At 73.6% G+C, this 15,300-nt stretch carries 18 protein-coding genes; 16 read left to right on the top strand and 2 right to left on the bottom strand.

Going from position 1 to position 15,300, the window contains the following annotated elements:
• Positions 1–79 precede the first annotated feature (79 nt).
• From ribD to FIP57_RS17665, 8 genes are all read left to right on the top strand, one after another.
• Positions 80–1,123, top strand: coding sequence for a bifunctional diaminohydroxyphosphoribosylaminopyrimidine deaminase/5-amino-6-(5-phosphoribosylamino)uracil reductase RibD (ribD, locus tag FIP57_RS17700; protein WP_148574998.1), 1,044 nt, complete (start codon positions 80–82; stop codon positions 1,121–1,123).
• Positions 1,123–1,758, top strand: a complete 636-nt coding sequence (locus FIP57_RS17695) for a riboflavin synthase (protein WP_148574866.1) — start codon at positions 1,123–1,125, stop codon at positions 1,756–1,758. The genes ribD and FIP57_RS17695 overlap by 1 nt, the downstream gene beginning before the upstream one ends.
• The gene (locus FIP57_RS17690) at positions 1,755–3,077 is read left to right on the top strand and encodes a bifunctional 3,4-dihydroxy-2-butanone-4-phosphate synthase/GTP cyclohydrolase II (RefSeq protein ID WP_148574865.1); all 1,323 of its coding nucleotides are present in this window, start codon (positions 1,755–1,757) and stop codon (positions 3,075–3,077) included. Before FIP57_RS17695 ends, FIP57_RS17690 begins: the two co-directional genes overlap by 4 nt.
• Entirely contained in the window at positions 3,074–3,577 is a 504-nt protein-coding gene (gene ribH, locus FIP57_RS17685; protein ID WP_148574864.1) for a 6,7-dimethyl-8-ribityllumazine synthase, read from the top strand. Before FIP57_RS17690 ends, ribH begins: the two co-directional genes overlap by 4 nt.
• Before the next feature lie 109 nt (positions 3,578–3,686).
• A complete protein-coding gene (locus FIP57_RS17680) occupies positions 3,687–3,950 on the top strand; it encodes a phosphoribosyl-ATP diphosphatase (protein WP_148574863.1) in 264 nt (87 codons plus the stop codon).
• A 16-nt stretch (positions 3,951–3,966) separates the two neighbouring features.
• A complete protein-coding gene (gene hisG, locus FIP57_RS17675; protein WP_148574862.1) occupies positions 3,967–4,836 on the top strand; it encodes an ATP phosphoribosyltransferase in 870 nt (289 codons plus the stop codon).
• A complete protein-coding gene (locus FIP57_RS17670; RefSeq protein WP_148574861.1) occupies positions 4,820–5,293 on the top strand; it encodes a PH domain-containing protein in 474 nt (157 codons plus the stop codon). The genes hisG and FIP57_RS17670 overlap by 17 nt, the downstream gene beginning before the upstream one ends.
• A 52-nt stretch (positions 5,294–5,345) precedes the next feature.
• Positions 5,346–6,158, top strand: coding sequence for a hypothetical protein (locus FIP57_RS17665; RefSeq protein ID WP_148574860.1), 813 nt, complete (start codon positions 5,346–5,348; stop codon positions 6,156–6,158).
• A gap of 7 nt (positions 6,159–6,165) precedes the next feature.
• Here FIP57_RS17665 and FIP57_RS17660 read toward each other — a convergent pair whose 3' ends face one another.
• Both FIP57_RS17660 and FIP57_RS17655 read right to left on the bottom strand, forming a co-directional pair.
• The gene (locus FIP57_RS17660; protein ID WP_238993568.1) at positions 6,166–6,741 is read right to left on the bottom strand and encodes a uridine kinase family protein; all 576 of its coding nucleotides are present in this window, start codon (positions 6,739–6,741) and stop codon (positions 6,166–6,168) included.
• Positions 6,728–7,195, bottom strand: coding sequence for a cellulose synthase (locus tag FIP57_RS17655; protein ID WP_148574859.1), 468 nt, complete (start codon positions 7,193–7,195; stop codon positions 6,728–6,730). The genes FIP57_RS17660 and FIP57_RS17655 overlap by 14 nt, the downstream gene beginning before the upstream one ends.
• Positions 7,196–7,237: 42 nt before the next feature.
• Between FIP57_RS17655 and FIP57_RS17650 the strand changes: the two genes are divergently transcribed.
• The 8 genes from FIP57_RS17650 (at position 7,238) to pheT (ending at position 15,257) form a co-directional block, all read left to right on the top strand.
• On the top strand, positions 7,238–7,738 hold the full coding sequence (locus tag FIP57_RS17650) for an SseB family protein (RefSeq protein ID WP_148574858.1): 501 nt from the start codon (positions 7,238–7,240) through the stop codon (positions 7,736–7,738).
• Positions 7,739–7,997: 259 nt separating this feature from the next.
• A complete protein-coding gene (gene infC, locus FIP57_RS17645; protein ID WP_148574996.1) occupies positions 7,998–8,771 on the top strand; it encodes a translation initiation factor IF-3 in 774 nt (257 codons plus the stop codon).
• 95 nt (positions 8,772–8,866) lie between these two features.
• Positions 8,867–9,061 carry a 50S ribosomal protein L35 gene (gene rpmI / locus FIP57_RS17640; protein WP_148574857.1) on the top strand — a complete coding sequence of 65 codons (195 nt, stop codon included), beginning with the start codon at positions 8,867–8,869 and terminating at the stop codon, positions 9,059–9,061.
• Positions 9,062–9,095: 34 nt separating this feature from the next.
• Positions 9,096–9,485 (top strand): 50S ribosomal protein L20, encoded by a 390-nt coding sequence (gene rplT, locus FIP57_RS17635; RefSeq protein WP_148574856.1) that lies wholly within the window; start codon positions 9,096–9,098, stop codon positions 9,483–9,485.
• 62 nt (positions 9,486–9,547) lie between these two features.
• On the top strand, positions 9,548–10,306 hold the full coding sequence (locus tag FIP57_RS17630; RefSeq protein WP_238993566.1) for a TrmH family RNA methyltransferase: 759 nt from the start codon (positions 9,548–9,550) through the stop codon (positions 10,304–10,306).
• Positions 10,307–10,428: 122 nt separating this feature from the next.
• Entirely contained in the window at positions 10,429–11,517 is a 1,089-nt protein-coding gene (locus tag FIP57_RS17625; RefSeq protein WP_148574854.1) for a sensor histidine kinase, read from the top strand.
• 93 nt (positions 11,518–11,610) lie between these two features.
• Positions 11,611–12,777: a phenylalanine--tRNA ligase subunit alpha gene (pheS, locus tag FIP57_RS17620; protein WP_148574853.1), complete on the top strand. Its 1,167-nt coding sequence runs from the start codon at positions 11,611–11,613 to the stop codon at positions 12,775–12,777.
• On the top strand, positions 12,777–15,257 hold the full coding sequence (gene pheT / locus FIP57_RS17615) for a phenylalanine--tRNA ligase subunit beta (protein WP_148574852.1): 2,481 nt from the start codon (positions 12,777–12,779) through the stop codon (positions 15,255–15,257). The genes pheS and pheT overlap by 1 nt, the downstream gene beginning before the upstream one ends.
• Positions 15,258–15,300: the final 43 nt, after the last annotated feature.

Here is a 15,300-nt window from a genome sequence, read left to right as displayed (position 1 = left end):
GGACCCCCGAGCCGGAGGAGGTCAGCAGGTGGAGGCGGTGCCAGGAGTGCCGGTGTTCAGCCCCGCGGAGGAGCGGGCGATGCGCCGCGCCCTCACCATCGCGCGCACCCCCGGCGTACCGCTGGGGCCGAACCCCCGCGTGGGCTGCGTGCTGCTGGACGCCGACGGCACCGAGGTCGCCGAGGGGTTCCACCGCGGCGCCGGCCAGCCGCACGCCGAGGTCGAGGCGCTGCGCGCGCTCGGCGGTCCCGCGACCGGGCTGACCGCTGTCGTGACCCTCGAGCCGTGCGACCACACCGGGCGGACCGGGCCGTGCTCCCGGGCGCTGCTCGAGGCCGGCGTCTCCCGGGTGGTCTACGCCCAGGACGACCCGTTCGAGCAGGCGGCCGGCGGGGCCGCCACCCTGCGGGACGGCGGCGTCGACGTCGCGGGCGGCCTCCTGGTCGACGAGGCCCGTGCGGTCAACCGGGCCTGGACGTTCGGCGTCGAGCACGGCCGCCCGTTCGTCACCTGGAAGCTCGCCACCTCGCTCGACGGGCGCAGCGCGGCCGCCGACGGGACGAGCCGGTGGATCAGCAACGAGGCGGCGCGACGCGACACCCACCGGCTGCGCGGCGAGTGCGACGTCGTCCTGGCGGGCACCGGCACGGTGCTCGTCGACGACCCGCAGCTCACCGTCCGTGACGAGGTGGACGTGCCGCTGCCGCGCGAGCGCCAGCCGCTCCGTGCCGTGATGGGGCTCCGCGACGTCCCGGCCGGTGCGCGCGTCCGCGACGACCACGCCGAGACGGTGCACCTGCGAACTCGGGACCCCCACGAGGCGCTGGCCGGGCTGCGCTCCCGCGGACGGGTGCACGTCTTCCTCGAGGGCGGCCCGCACCTCGCGGCGGCGTTCCTCGGCGCCGGGCTCGTCGACGAGGTCGTCGCCTACGTCGCGCCGATGCTCGTCGGCGGCGGCACCCACGCCGTGGAGGGGCTGCCGGTCACCACCATCACCGAGGCGCTGCACCTCGACGTCGAGGACGTCGAGGTCGTCGGGCTCGGACCGGACCGCAACGTGCGGCTGACGATGACACCGCGGACACCGCGGACACCGCGGGCCGCAGGAGAAGGGGAGCGCTGATGTTCACCGGGATCGTGGAGGAGCTCGGCACCGTCGAGCGGCTCGAGCCGCAGGGCGACGCCGTCCGGCTCACCGTTCTGGGCCCGCTCGCCGTGTCCGACGCCCGCACCGGCGACTCGATCGCCGTCAACGGCTGCTGCCTGACGGTCGCCGAGCGCGACGGCGACACCTTCACCGCCGACGTCATGCAGGAGACCCTTGACAAGACCTCTCTCGGCGCGCTGGCCCCCGGCAGCCCCGTGAACCTCGAGCGGGCGGTCACCGCCGGGACCCGGCTCGGCGGCCACCTCGTCCAGGGCCACGTCGACGCCACGGGACGGGTGGTGGCCCGTGAGCCCAGCGAGCACTGGGAGCTGGTGACCGTCGAGCTGCCGAGGTCGCTGGCCCGCTACCTGGTGGCGAAGGGGTCGATCACCGTCGACGGGGTCTCGCTGACCGTCGTCACCGTCGACGACGAGGCCGGCACGTTCACGGTCTCGCTCATCCCCGAGACGCTGTCCCGCACCACGCTCGGGACGAAGCAGCCGGGGGAGCCCGTCAACCTCGAGGTGGACGTGGTCGCGAAGTACGTCGAGCGGATGCTCGAGCACAGGGCCGGGGGCACGACCCCGGAGGAGCAGGAGGCACGCCCATGAGCCCGGAGAGCGGCACGCAGCACGACGGGATCCGACTCGACCGCGTCGAGGACGCGATCGCCGACATCGCCGCCGGCAAGGCGGTGGTGGTCGTCGACGACGAGGACCGTGAGAACGAGGGCGACATCATCTTCGCCGCGTCGAAGGCGACACCGGAGCTGATGGCGTTCACGATCAGGCACAGCTCCGGGGTCATCTGCGTCCCGATGCCTGGCACCATGCTCGACCGGCTCGAGATCCCCCTGATGACGCCGCACAACAAGGACCGGATGCGGACGGCGTACACCATCTCGGTGGACGCCCGCGACGGCGTCACCACCGGTATCAGCGCCGCGGACCGCGCCCGCACCGTCAAGGTGCTCGCCGACTCCGCGACCGAGCCGTGGGAGATCACCCGGCCCGGCCACGTCTTCCCCCTGCGCTACCGCGACGGCGGCGTGCTGGCCCGGCGCGGCCACACCGAGGCCGCGGTCGACCTGGCCCGGATGGCGGGGCTGACGCCGGTCGGCGTGCTCGTCGAGGTGGTCAACGACGACGGCACGATGAAACGCGGCCAGCAGCTGCGCGACTTCGCCGACGAGCACGGGCTGCGGATGATCTCGATCGACCAGATGGTCCACCACCGCCGGCGCACCGAGTCCCACGTCGAGCGGGTCGCCGAGACACGGCTGCCCACGAGGTTCGGCGACTTCACCGCGGTCGGCTACCGGATCGCGATCGACGACTCCGAGCACGTCGCCCTGGTGTACGGCGACCCGGCGACCCTCACCACCGAGGAGCCGGTGCTCACCCGCGTGCACTCGGAGTGCCTGACGGGCGACGTCTTCGGCAGCAGCCGGTGCGACTGCGGCCCCCAGCTCGAGGAGGCGATGGAGCGCATCGTCGCCGAGGGACGCGGCGTCGTCATCTACCTCCGCGGCCACGAGGGCCGGGGGATCGGGCTGTTGGCGAAGCTGCAGGCCTACCAGCTCCAGGACGGCGGGCGGGACACCGTCGACGCCAACCTCGACCTCGGGCTCCCCGCGGACGCCCGCCACTACGGCGCAGCGACGCAGATCCTCAAGAACCTCGGGGTCCGTGCGGTGCGGCTGATGACGAACAACCCGGCGAAGACGCAGGGGGTGGAGGGCTACGGGGTCCCCGTGGTCGAGCGGGTCCCACTGACGCCCCACCCCAACGACCACAACCTCGCCTACCTGCGCACCAAGCGCGACCGGATGGGCCACGACCTGCCCGACCTCGCGCTGCTCGGCTCCCGCCAGGTGCTCACCGAGGTCTCGAACGACGCCATCACCACCGTGCGAGAGGAGCAGCCGTGAGCGGAGAGGGATCCCCGACCACGCACTACCAGAGCCAGCCGCTCGACTGCCACGACGTCCGCGTCGCCGTGGTCGCGGCGAGCTGGCACGACCAGGTCATGGACGGGCTCATCGCGGGCGCGATGCGGGCGATGACCGACTTCAAGGTCGAGGCGCCCGGGGTGGTCCGCGTGCCGGGGTCGTTCGAGCTGCCGGTGGTCGCCGCGGCGCTGGCCGAGAAGGGCTACGAGGCCGTCGTCGCGCTCGGCGTGGTCATCCGTGGCGGCACCCCGCACTTCGAGTACGTCTGCAGCTCGGCGACCGACGGGCTCAACCGGGTCGCGCTCGACCACGGTGTCGCGATCGGCTTCGGGCTGCTCACCTGCGACACCGAGGAGCAGGCGCTGGACCGCGCCGGGCTCGAGGGCTCGCGGGAGGACAAGGGCTACGAGGCGGCCGCCGCCGCCCTCGTCACGGCCACCGCGCTGCGCAGGATCCGGCGCCGCTACGAGACGGAGTGATCGGGCCGCGACCTCGGCCCGTAGGCTGTACGGCGGCCCGGCGCGCCCGAGCGCGCCGCACCACGGACCCGTGCCAGGGGCGCGGGGGACAGGAAGCGCGGCGACACCGATGAAGACGTTCGACGAGCTCTGGACCGAGCTCAGCGAGAAGGCGACGACCCGGCCGGAGGGCTCGGGCACCGTGCGAGCCCTCGACGCCGGCGTCCATGCCATCGGCAAGAAGCTCGTCGAGGAGGCCGCCGAGTCCTGGATGGCGGCCGAGCACGAGGGCAAGGAGCGCGCGGCGGAGGAGCTGAGCCAGCTGCTCTACCACGCCCAGGTCCTCATGCTCGCGACGGGCCTCACGCTCGACGACGTCTACGCCCACCTGTGACCCCGAAGGCCTGCCGATGAGCCTCGCTCCCGACACCCCCAACCTGCGCGTCGCCGTCCCCAACAAGGGGGCGCTGAGCCAGGCCGCCGCCGAGATCCTCCGCGAGGCCGGCTACGCCCAGCGCAACGACTCCAAGCAGCTCTCGCTGACCGACCCGGCCAACGGCGTCGAGTTCTTCTACCTGCGCCCGCGCGACATCGCCCTCTACGTCGGCGAGGGCACCCTCGACGTCGGGATCACCGGGCGCGACCTCCTCCTCGACTCCGGCGCGAAGGCCGAGGAGTCGCTCACGCTCGGCTTCGGCCGCTCCTCGTTCCGCTTCGCGGCCCGCCCCGGGGTGCTCACCGCGGCTGAGGACCTCCGGGGCAAGCGCATCGCCACGTCGTACGACGGGATCCTGAAGCGGTTCCTCGAGGAGCGCGCCATCGAGGCGTCGGTGATCCGGCTCGACGGGGCCGTCGAGACCAGCATCCAGCTCGGCGTCGCCGACGTCGTCGCGGACGTCGTGGAGACCGGGAGCACGTTGCGCCAGGCAGGTCTGGAGGTCGTGGGCCCGGTGATCATGGAGTCCGAGGCGGTGCTGATCAACCGTGCCGGTGTCGGCGACCACCCCGGGCTGACCGTCTTCCTGCGGCGGCTGCAGGGCGTCCTGGTGGCCCGCTCCTACGTGATGATGGACTACGACATCCCGGAGGCCCACGTCGAGGCCGCCGTCGCCCTGACCCCCGGCATCGAGAGCCCCACGGTCTCCCCGCTCCACCGCGAGGGGTGGGTCGCAGTCCGCTCGATGGTGCCGCGGCTCGAGGCGCAGCGGGTGATGGACGCGCTCTACGAGGTCGGCGCGCGCGGCATCCTCACCACGGACATCCATGCCTGCCGGCTCTGAGCCCGCCCCGGCGCCCGCCCTCCCGGCACGGTTCCGCCCCTGGGGGGTGCGGGTCGCCTCCGTGGCGTTCGGCGCGGCGCTCCTGGTCATCGTCGTCGCGGTCTGGTTCGCGCTGCCGGAGCGGGCGCAGGACTCCTTCACGCTCTCCCAGCGGCTGACGGTCGGGTTCATGCTGCTCTGCGCGGTCGTGGTGGCGCACGCCATGTCGCGGTGCCGGGTCGACGCCGACGAGTCGGGGCTGACGGTCGTGAACGGCTACCGCACCCGGCACTACCGCTGGGACGACGTCGTGGGCGTCACGATGCGCCCGGGCGACCCGTGGGCGGTGCTGGAGCTCTCCAGCGGGCTGGGGCGTGCGGCGATGGGGATCCAGGGCTCCGACGGCCAGCGGGCCCGTCGCCACGTGCGGGAGCTCCGGGCGCTGATCGACGCGCACGCCGCCCACCCGCAGCACTGAGCCGGAACCATCCGTGGCCGCGCGGCGTCCCACCACCATGAGGACCCCGGTCGTGCTGCTCTCCGCCGTGCTGCTGGTCGGCGGTTGCGGCAGCGCGACCGAGCCTTCGGCGGAGCAGGCGCCCGCGTCCGGCCACGACGGGCCGCTGCACGTCTCCAGGAACGGGGCCACCCACCCCGAGGCGGGCGCTGCCGGCGACGTCGTCGAGTGCGACACCTGGGGGAGCGGCGGGTTCCACGACGGCGAGGTGTACGGCGAGGGGGCGACGGCGGACACCCCGGAGGAGGCGCTGGACGTGGCCGCGAGCGAGTGGCTCTACAACGGGCCCCGCGAGGGGCTGCGCCGCGCCGCCGAGGAGGGCGACCGGGTGCTCTTCGTCCTCGAGGTCGAGGGCGAGGTCAAGGAGGCCGTCGTCGTGCGTGACGGCCCGGCCACCGAGGGTGCGGGCGGCGACGGGTGGCACGTCGAGTCGTGGGCGGTCTGCGACCCGGTCGAGCTGCCCCGCTCGTACACCGAGTCGATCGGGCTGCAGGTGTGGACCGACGAGGAGGGCCGGCCGGTGCCGACCACCCGGCTGGGCGCGTGGCGCGGCCCGGAGCACTGCGACTGGCAGTCGATGACCTTCCTCGACCTGCGGGGCCGGACCTACGTCCGCGGCCTCCAGCCGGAGCTGCGCGAGTACGCCACCGGGCCGTTCCGGCCGCACACCGAGCTCCCCGCCGACGCCGTGGACACCGGCTTCCGTCGCGAGGGCGACCGGCTGTGGCTCGCCGCCGACCGCAAGAGCGTCTACGTCGGCACGGCCGGGTCGGACGGCACGACGGACGTCGAGCAGTGGCCCCGCGCCCAGCTCGGCTGCGAGTGACTCGACGTCACGGGACCAGCACGACCAGGTCGGCGTGCTCGCGCGTGCCCTCCTCGGCGTGCAGCGCGTCCTCCTGGGGCTGCCACCGCCGGAGCTCCGGCTCGATCTCCGGACCATCCCGGCGCAGCACCCGCTCCAGCCGTACGTCGCGGGGCGCCTCGACCCACACCAGGACGGTCACCCGGTCGGCGTGCGCACGACGCCACGAGCCGACGCCCTCGACGACCAGCACGTCGGTCACCGGGACCGTGAGCTCCTCGGCGTGCTCGCCGCGGAGCCAGTCGTAGCGCCGGTGGTGGCCGGGGCGCCCCTGCGAGAGCGGCTCGAGGAGCTGCTCACGGAGCCGGTGCCCCGAGGGGCGCAGGCCGTCCCAACCGCCGTACAGGTCGTCCATGTGCACCACCGCCACACCGGTGCCGCGCGCCTCGGCGGTCGCGACCACCCGGTCGCGGAGGGTGGTCTTGCCGGAGCCGGAGGGCCCGTCGATCACGAGCAGGCGGGTGGTGCCCAGCGTCGGGGCCCGCTCGAGCAGCAGCTCCAGGAGCTGCTCCTCCACGGAGGAGGGCGGCTCAGCTGATGCCACGGCGGCGGAGCAGCTCCTCGATGTCGGCGAGGTCCGGGTCCACCGCGGGCTCGGCGGGGCGCTTCGGCCCGGCCGCGTCCGCTGCTGCCGGCCGACCCCGCGAGGTCACCGCTGCGGGCTCGTCGCCACCGGGGCCACCGGCACCGCGCTGGCGGCGCTTCGCGAACCCGGTCACGACGAAGAGGACCGCCGAGAGGGCCGCGACCACGAGCCCCAGCCACACGACGGGGGAGAAGACGAGCCGGCCTGCCCAGGTGACCACCGAGTCGGTGACCTCCCATCCGAGCCGCAGCACCCCGGTCAGCCCGGCTGCCAGGGGGAGCAGGCTCCAGGCGACCCCGCGCAGCCCGCTGACCGGGCCGCGCCGCGCCCAGACCAGGGCCGAGACCGCCAGCCCGGCGATCGTCAGGGTCAGCCCGAGGGCCTGCCACGTCGCGTTGTCGAAGCCGTCCACCCCGCCAGCCTAGGCGCGTCGGGTCGCTGGGAGCATGGTGCGGTGCGCACCATCCCTGACCCCGGGTTCGCCGGCGACGACGGATCGGTCCCGGCGGAGGTGGCCGAGGCGCTCCACCGCTACGCCGCCGACCCTCAGGGGCTCCACCCGGCGACGCTCACCGTGCTCCAGCACGCCCGCCTGCTGGTGCCGGTCGTCGCCGTGCTCGGCGAGGTCGAGCACGACGAGGCCGGCCTGGCCCACGACAAGAGCTCCGACATGGCGACCGTGCTGATGCGCGGCCGCGACGGGCGGATGGCGCTGCTGGCCTTCACCGGCTCGGCGCCGCTGGTCGCCTGGGACCCGGGCGCCCGCCCGGTGCCGGTGCGGGCGGCCGACGCGGCCCGCGCCGCGGTCCACGACGGCGCGGAGGCCCTCGTGGTGGACGTCGCCGGCCCGGTGCGGTTCGTCGTCGAGGGGGAGGACCTGCGGGCCCTGGCCGACGGGTTCACCCTGACCGACCTCGGCGGCCGCCACGGGTGGGTGCAGGCTCGGGAGGGCTGATCCCCGGACGGTCAGTGGGCAGGCGCCGGATGTGCGTCGGGCTGGGGTGAGTTGCTATCCTGGTCCTTGACCGATCTGTCGTGCCGTCGTGAGACGTCGCAGCAGGTCCGACAAGCGGAGCGAGTCTCCCACCCGCAACGGCCGAACCAGGCCGTCGGGTCCCGGTCACGAGAGGGCAGGTCCGCGAGGGCCGACCGCTCGAGGATGTGGTGCCGAGGCGACGAGGCGGGGCGACCCGTCCGCCAGGGCACCACGTGGACTGGTCTCCGCTGTCGACGACGCGGAGACCGTTTCGTTTTTCCGGCTCCCGTCCGGGGTCGATCCCCGAAGACAGAACCCAGGAGGACCCATCAGCAACGAGCTGCGCATCAACGACCGGATCCGGGTGCCCGAGGTCCGGCTCGTCGGCCCCAACGGCGAGACCGTCGGCATCGTCCGCATCGAAGATGCCCTGCGACTGGCCCAGGAGGCCGACCTCGACCTGGTCGAGGTCGCCCCGATGGCCCGTCCGCCGGTCTGCAAGCTCATGGACTACGGGAAGTTCAAGTACGAGAACGCCCAGAAGGCCCGTGAGGCGCGCCGCAACCAGACCAACGTGATCATCAAGGAGATGAAGCTCCGGCCGAAGATCGACGCGCACGACTACGAGACCAAGAAGGGTCACGTCGTGCGGTTCCTGAAGCAGGGCGACAAGGTGAAGATCACGATCATGTTCCGTGGTCGTGAGCAGCACCGCCCGGAGCTCGGCTTCCGGCTGCTGGAGCGGCTCGCCCATGACGTGCAGGACCTCGGCTTCGTCGAGTCCTCGCCGAAGCAGGACGGCCGCAACATGATCATGGTGCTCGGGCCCCACAAGAAGAAGGCCGAGGCGAAGGCCGAGGTCAAGGCCGCCAAGGCGGAGCGGGCGGCGGCCCGCGAGGCCGAGCACGAGGCCGAGCGCACGGAGCACAAGGAGCGGGCTGCGGCGGCGGCCGCCGCCCCGAAGCCGGAGCGGCCGAAGCGCCGGTCGGAGAACGTCGACGCAGACATGTGACCAACGGGGTTGCCCCCGGCCACGGACCACGGGTCCGCGGCGAAGGACCGCACGCCCCCGCGGGCGGTCGACCGAAGTAGCAAAGGACGGATGAGATGCCGAAGAACAAGACGCACTCCGGTGCGAGCAAGCGGTTCCGGGTCACCGGCTCGGGCAAGCTGCGCCGCCAGAAGACCGGGCTGCGCCACAACCTCGAGAAGAAGCCCTCGACCATGACCCGGCGGATGTCGGGCACCACCGAGGTCTCGAAGAACGACACCAAGGCCGTCCGCAAGCTGCTGGGTCGCTGACCCCGCACCCCCTCGATTTCCCAAGGAGTAACACGTGGCACGCGTGAAGCGGGCGGTCAACGCCCACAAGAAGCGTCGGGTCGTCCTCGAGCAGGCCTCCGGCTACCGTGGCCAGCGCTCGCGGCTCTACCGCAAGGCCAAGGAGCAGGTCACCCACTCGCTGGTCTACAGCTACCGGGACCGCAAGGCTCGCAAGGGTGACTTCCGCAAGCTCTGGATCCAGCGGATCAACGCCGCGGCCCGCCAGCAGGGGATGACCTACAACCGGTTCATCCAGGGGCTGAAGGCCGCCGGTGTCGAGGTCGACCGCAAGATCCTCGCGGACCTCGCCGTCAACGACGCGCCGGCGTTCGCCGCCCTCGTGGAGCTCGCCAAGGCGAACCTCCCCGCGGACGTCAACGCCCCGGCGCAGGCCTCGGCCTGACCGAGCACCCACGGGCGGGTCTCCCTGCCGACGCCCCGGTCCTCTCCACGAAGAGCGGCCGGGTGCGGGCGGCGAGGAGGCTCGCCCGTCGCACGTCCCGGGCCGAGCACGGCCTCTTCCTCGCCGAGGGACCGCAGGCGGTCCGTGAGGCGCTGACGGTGCCAGGGCTGGTCCGCGAGGTGTTCGCCCTGCCGGGCCGCCACGAAGAGCTCCGCGCGGCCGCCGGCGACATGCCCTGGCTGCTCGCCGACGAGGCCGCCCTCGCGGCGCTCTCCGACACCGTCCACCCGCAGGGCGTGGTCGCGGTCTGCCGGCTCGTCGACGTTGCGCTCGACGACGCGCTCGCGGTGCACCCCCGGCTGGTCGCGGTCTGCGCGGACATCCGCGACCCCGGCAACGCCGGCACGGTGATCCGCTGCGCCGACGCGGCGGGGGCGGGCGCGGTGGTGCTGGCCGGTGACACCGTCGACCCCCACAACGGCAAGGCAGTCCGGGCCTCGGCGGGCTCGCTGTTCCACCTCCCGGTGGCGGTCGAGCGCGACGCCGCCACCGCCGTACGCCGGTTGCGGGCGGCCGGTCTCACGGTGCTCGCCACGGCCGGCGGCGGGGAGCTCGACCTCGACGACGCCGCCGACTCCGGGGTGCTGGCGTCTCCGACCGCGTGGCTCTTCGGCAACGAGGCCCACGGGCTGTCCCCGGAGCTGGCCGGTCTCGCCGACCATCGCGTGCGGATCCCGATCCACGGCCGGGCGGAGAGCCTGAACCTCGCGACCGCCGCCGCCGTCTGCCTCTATGCCAGCGCCCGCGCCCACCGTCGCTGACGCTCAGCGCACCACGCGCCAGCCCGACCCCGCCCGCCAGGAGGCAGGCGACGAGCCCACGTCGGTGCGGCACCGGTCCAGCCTGGGTCCGCAGAGCCCCGGATCCGCCTATCCTCGGCCCCATGACGGGGGAGACCAGCGGCCGGACCGAGCCGCCCGGGGCGCACGCGCCGCAGGAGGTGCCGCTCGGTGCGCTCCTGGACTCGCTGGCCGACGGGGTGCTCGTCGCCGACGCCACCGGCACGGTCACCCACGCCAACGACATGGCGCACCGGCTGCTCGACTCCGACCAGCTCGTCGGACGGCCGTTGTGGGAGGCGGTCAACCTCCAGGACCTTGACGGCCGCGACTGGTTCACCGTCACCGCGCCGTACACCGGGCTGCGGATCCGGAAGATGCAGGCCGAGCAGGCCTGGCGGCTCTCCGACGGCACCGAGCTGCTGATCACCACGCGGATGGTCCGGTCCGGACCGGACCACCCGGTCGAGCGGGTCGCGGTCTCGCTGCGCTCGGCGCGCTCCCGGCAGGTGCTCGACCGTGAGCGGTCGGACCTCGTGGCCACCGTCGCGCACGAGCTGCGCTCGCCGTTGACCGGGGTCAAGGGGTTCACCGCGACGCTGCTGGCGCGTTGGGACAAGTTCACCGACGAGCAGAAGCGGCTGATCATGGAGTCGGTCCACGCCGACACCGACCGGCTGACCCGGCTCATCGCCGAGCTGCTCGAGGTGGCCCGGATCGACACCGGCCGGCTGTCGCTGCACCCGCGGGGGGTGGACGTGCATGCGGCCACGGAGCGGGTGATCTCCTCGGTGCGCGCCGGGACCGGTCGCGAGATCTTGCTCCGTGCCTCCGACCCGCTGCCCCAGGTCCTCGCCGATCCGGACCGGTTCGCGCAGGTGCTCACCAACCTCGTCGAGAACGCCGTGCGCCACGGCGAGGGGCAGGTCCGGGTCCTCCTCGACCCGGCGTTCCGCGACGGGGTCGACCTCGTGCGGGTGGTCGTCGAGGACGAGGGGGAGGGGATCGCGCCGTCGATCCGGAGCCGCGTCTTCACGAAGTTCTGGAAGCACGGCTCCACCGGCGGGTCAGGGCTGGGGATGTACATCGCCCACGGCCTCGTCGTCGCCCATGGCGGCCGCATCACGATCCGCGACGCCGAGGGTGGCGGGGCGCGCATCGAGGTGCTCTGGCCGGTGTTCTCGCTCGACTGATACTGGTTCGCGGCGCCTCGAGGCCGGTTCCTAGACTGACCGGTGGCACCCGTGCGTCCGTGCGGGTGCCGTTCCCGCAGACGGAAGGCAGCGATGTCCGGCCCCAACACCGACTACGACCCGGTCGAGGTCACCCCGCTCAAGGCCGACGAGGTCGAGGCGGCACGGGACGCCGCGCTGGCGGCCATCGAGTCGGCCGGCACGTTGGAGGAGCTCAAGCGCGTCCGCACCGAGCACGCGGGTGACCGGTCGGCCCTGGCGCTGGCGAACCGCGAGATCGGCGCCCTGCCGCCGCAGGCGCGCAAGGAGGCCGGGCAGCGGGTCGGGCAGGCCCGCGGGGCGGTCAGCAAGGCGCTCGCCGCCCGCCAGGCGGTCCTCGAGGCCGAGCACGAGGAGCGGATCCTCGTCGAGGAGGCGGTCGACGTCACGTTGCCGTGGGACCGCTACCCGGCCGGGGCGCGGCACCCGCTGACGACGCTGTCGGAGCGCATCGGGGACGTCTTCGTCGCGATGGGGTGGGAGATCGCGGAGGGCCCGGTCGTCGAGGCCGAGTGGCTCAACTTCGACGCGCTCAACCTGGGCGCCGACCACCCCGCCCGCACCATGCAGGACACCTTCTGGATGGAGCCGCCGGAGAATGCCATCGTCCTGCGCACCCACACCTCGCCGGTCCAGGCGCGGACGCTGCTGACCCGCAAGCCGCCGGTGTACGTCGTGTGCCCCGGCCGGGTGTTCCGCACCGACGAGTACGACGCGACGCACAGCCCCGTCTTCCACCAGGTCGAGGGGCTCGTGGTGGACGAGGGGATCACGATGGCCCACCTCAAGGGGAGCCTCGACCACTTCGCGTCGTCGATGTTCGGTGAGGGGATCACCACCAGGTTCCGCCCGTCGTACTTCCCGTTCACCGAGCCGAGCGCCGAGGTCGACCTGGTCTGCTTCGTCTGCCGCGGCACGGGGCTCGACCCGGCCGTCGGCACGTCCGTCGGCGCGTCCGGCAGCACGGCGGCGGAGCCGACGAGCTCGGCCCATGGAAGCTGCCGCACGTGCAAGGGCGAGGGGTGGATCGAGTGGGGTGGCTGCGGCGTCGTGAACCCCCGCGTGCTGGTCGCCTGCGGCGTCGACCCGGAGCGCTACACCGGCTTCGCGTTCGGCATGGGCATCGACCGCACCCTGATGTTCCGTCACGGGGTCGAGGACCTGCGTGACCTGTTCGAGGGCGACGTCCGCTTCGTCGGCGCCTTCGGGACGGAGATCTGATGCGCGCCCCTGTGTCCTGGATCCGTGAGCTCGTCGAGCTCCCCGCGGACGTGACCACGGAGAAGCTCACCGACCGGCTGACGATGCTCGGGCTCAAGCTCGAGGCCGTCGAGCGGGCCGGCGGGGACATCCAAGGTCCCCTCGTCCTCGGCAGGGTGCTCTCGCTCGCCGAGGAGCCGCAGAAGAACGGCAAGATCATCCGCTGGTGCCAGGTCGACGTCGGCGACGCCAACGGCACCGGCGAGCCGCAGGGCATCGTCTGCGGCGCCCACAACTTCGCCGAGGGTGACCTCGTGGTCGTCGTGCTCCCCGGTGGCGTCCTGCCCGGCGGCTTCGCGATCTCGGCGCGGAAGACCTACGGCCACGTCTCGGCCGGGATGATCTGCTCGGCCCGCGAGCTCGGGATCGGCGACGACCACGACGGGATCATGGTGCTGCCCGCCGACGCCGGGCAGCCGGGTGACGACGCGTTCGGCTACCTCGGGCTCGACGAGGAGGTGATCGATCTCGAGATCAACCCCGACCGCGCGTACGCCCTCTCGCTGCGCGGCATCGCCCGCGAGGCGGCGCTCGGGTTCGGCGTGCCCTTCCAGGACCCGGCGCTGCGCGCCACCCCGGAGCCGAACGGCACCGGCTACCCGGTCGTCGTGGACGCCCCCGACGGCTGCCCCGTGTTCGTCACCCGGACCGTCACGGGCTTCGACCCGTCCGCCCCGACGCCGCGGTGGATGGCGCAGCGGCTGCAGCAGGCCGGGATGCGGCCGATCTCGCTCGCGGTGGACGTCACCAACTACGTCATGCTCGAGCTCGGCCAGCCGATCCACGGCTACGACGGCGACCGGCTCTCGGGCCCGATCCGGGTCCGGCGGGCCGTGGAGGGCGAGCGGCTGACCACCCTCGACGGCGTCGAGCGCACGCTCTCCGCGGAGGACCTGCTGATCACCGACGACAGCGGCCCGATCGGGCTCGCCGGTGTGATGGGCGGCGAGACCACCGAGCTGTCGGCGACCACCAGCCACGTGGTGATCGAGGCTGCGCACTTCGACCCGGTGTCGATCTTCCGCACCCAGCGCCGCCACAAGCTGCCCTCGGAGGCGTCCAAGCGGTTCGAGCGGGGCGTGGACCCGCTGCTGCCGGAGGCGGCCGCCGACCGTGTCGCGGAGCTCCTCGTCGCCCACGGCGGCGGCACCGTCACCGACGGCGTCACCAAGGTGGGGGCAGCACCGGAGCCGCGTTCGATCACCATCCCGACCGGGCTCCCGGCCCGGGTGACCGGCATGGAGATCCCGGCCCACACCGCCGTCGCGAACCTCGAGTCGGTCGGCTGCGGGGTGACCGTGGACGGCGGCTCGCTGACCGCCGTCGTCCCGTCCTGGCGCCCTGACCTCAACGACCCGTTCGACCTGGTCGAGGAGGTCGCCCGCATCGTCGGCTACGACAAGGTGCCGTCGGTGCTCCCGGCTGCCCCCGCCGGGCGCGGGCTGACGCCGGCTCAGTCGCTGCGCCGGCGGGTGGGTCGTGCGCTCGCCGGGGCCGGCTTCGTGGAGGTCGTGAGCTTCCCGTTCACCGGGCCCGCGGCCCTCGACGCGCTCGGGCTCGACGAGGACGACGAGCGCCGCAACACGATGCGGATCGCCAACGCGCTCAGCAACGAGCAGCCGTACATGACCACGACGCTGCTGCCCGGGCTGCTGGAGACCGCCGCCCGCAACGCCGGTCGCGGCCAGCCGGACGTCGCGCTCTTCGAGACCGCCACGGTGACGCTGCCGCGCGGGACCGTCGCGGCCCCGATCCTGCCGGTCGACCGCCGACCGACCCCGGGGGAGTGGGACGACCTGCAGAAGGCGCTCCCCGACCAGCCGCTCCACCTCGCGGTCGTGCTCACCGGCGAGCGCGAGCGCACCGGCTGGTGGGGCCCCGGCCGCGCGGCGACGTGGAGCGACGCCATCCAGGCCGTCCGCGACGTGGCGCAGGTGCTCGGCGTCGAGGTCGAGGTCCGCTCGGCCAGCGTCGCGCCGTGGCACCCCGGCCGGTGCGCCGAGCTCCTGGTCGGTGACGTGTCGCTCGGCCACGCCGGCGAGCTGCACCCCAAGGTCTGCACGGCCTTCGGCCTCCCCGCCCGCGCCGCGGCCGCCGAGATCGACCTCGACCTCCTGCTCGAGCGCGCGGCACCGCCGTCGGGCCCGGTCGTGTCGTCGTTCCCCGTCGCGAAGGAGGACGTCGCGCTGGTCGTCGACGCCGCCCTCCCGGCCGGGGAGCTCGCGGCCACGCTCCGCGAGGGGGCCGGCGAGCTGCTGGAGTCGGTGCGGCTCTTCGACCTCTACACCGGCGCGCAGGTCGGCGGCGGGAAGAAGTCGCTCGCCTTCGCGCTCCGGTTCCGGGCCCCCGACCGAACCCTCAACGACGAGGAGATCACCGCCGCCCGGGAGGGCGCGGTGGCGCTCGCCGCCGAGCGGCACGGCGCGGTCCTGCGCGGCTGACCCTGATCCGGTGCAGATGGGCTGTTCCCGGGCCGATCCGGAG

Source organism: Nocardioides caldifontis (assembly GCF_008087345.1).
Classification (GTDB): Bacteria; Actinomycetota; Actinomycetes; order Propionibacteriales; family Nocardioidaceae; genus Marmoricola_A; species Marmoricola_A caldifontis.
Note: the sequence above shows the minus strand (reverse complement) of the source record. Positions and strands in the feature narration are given on the sequence as shown.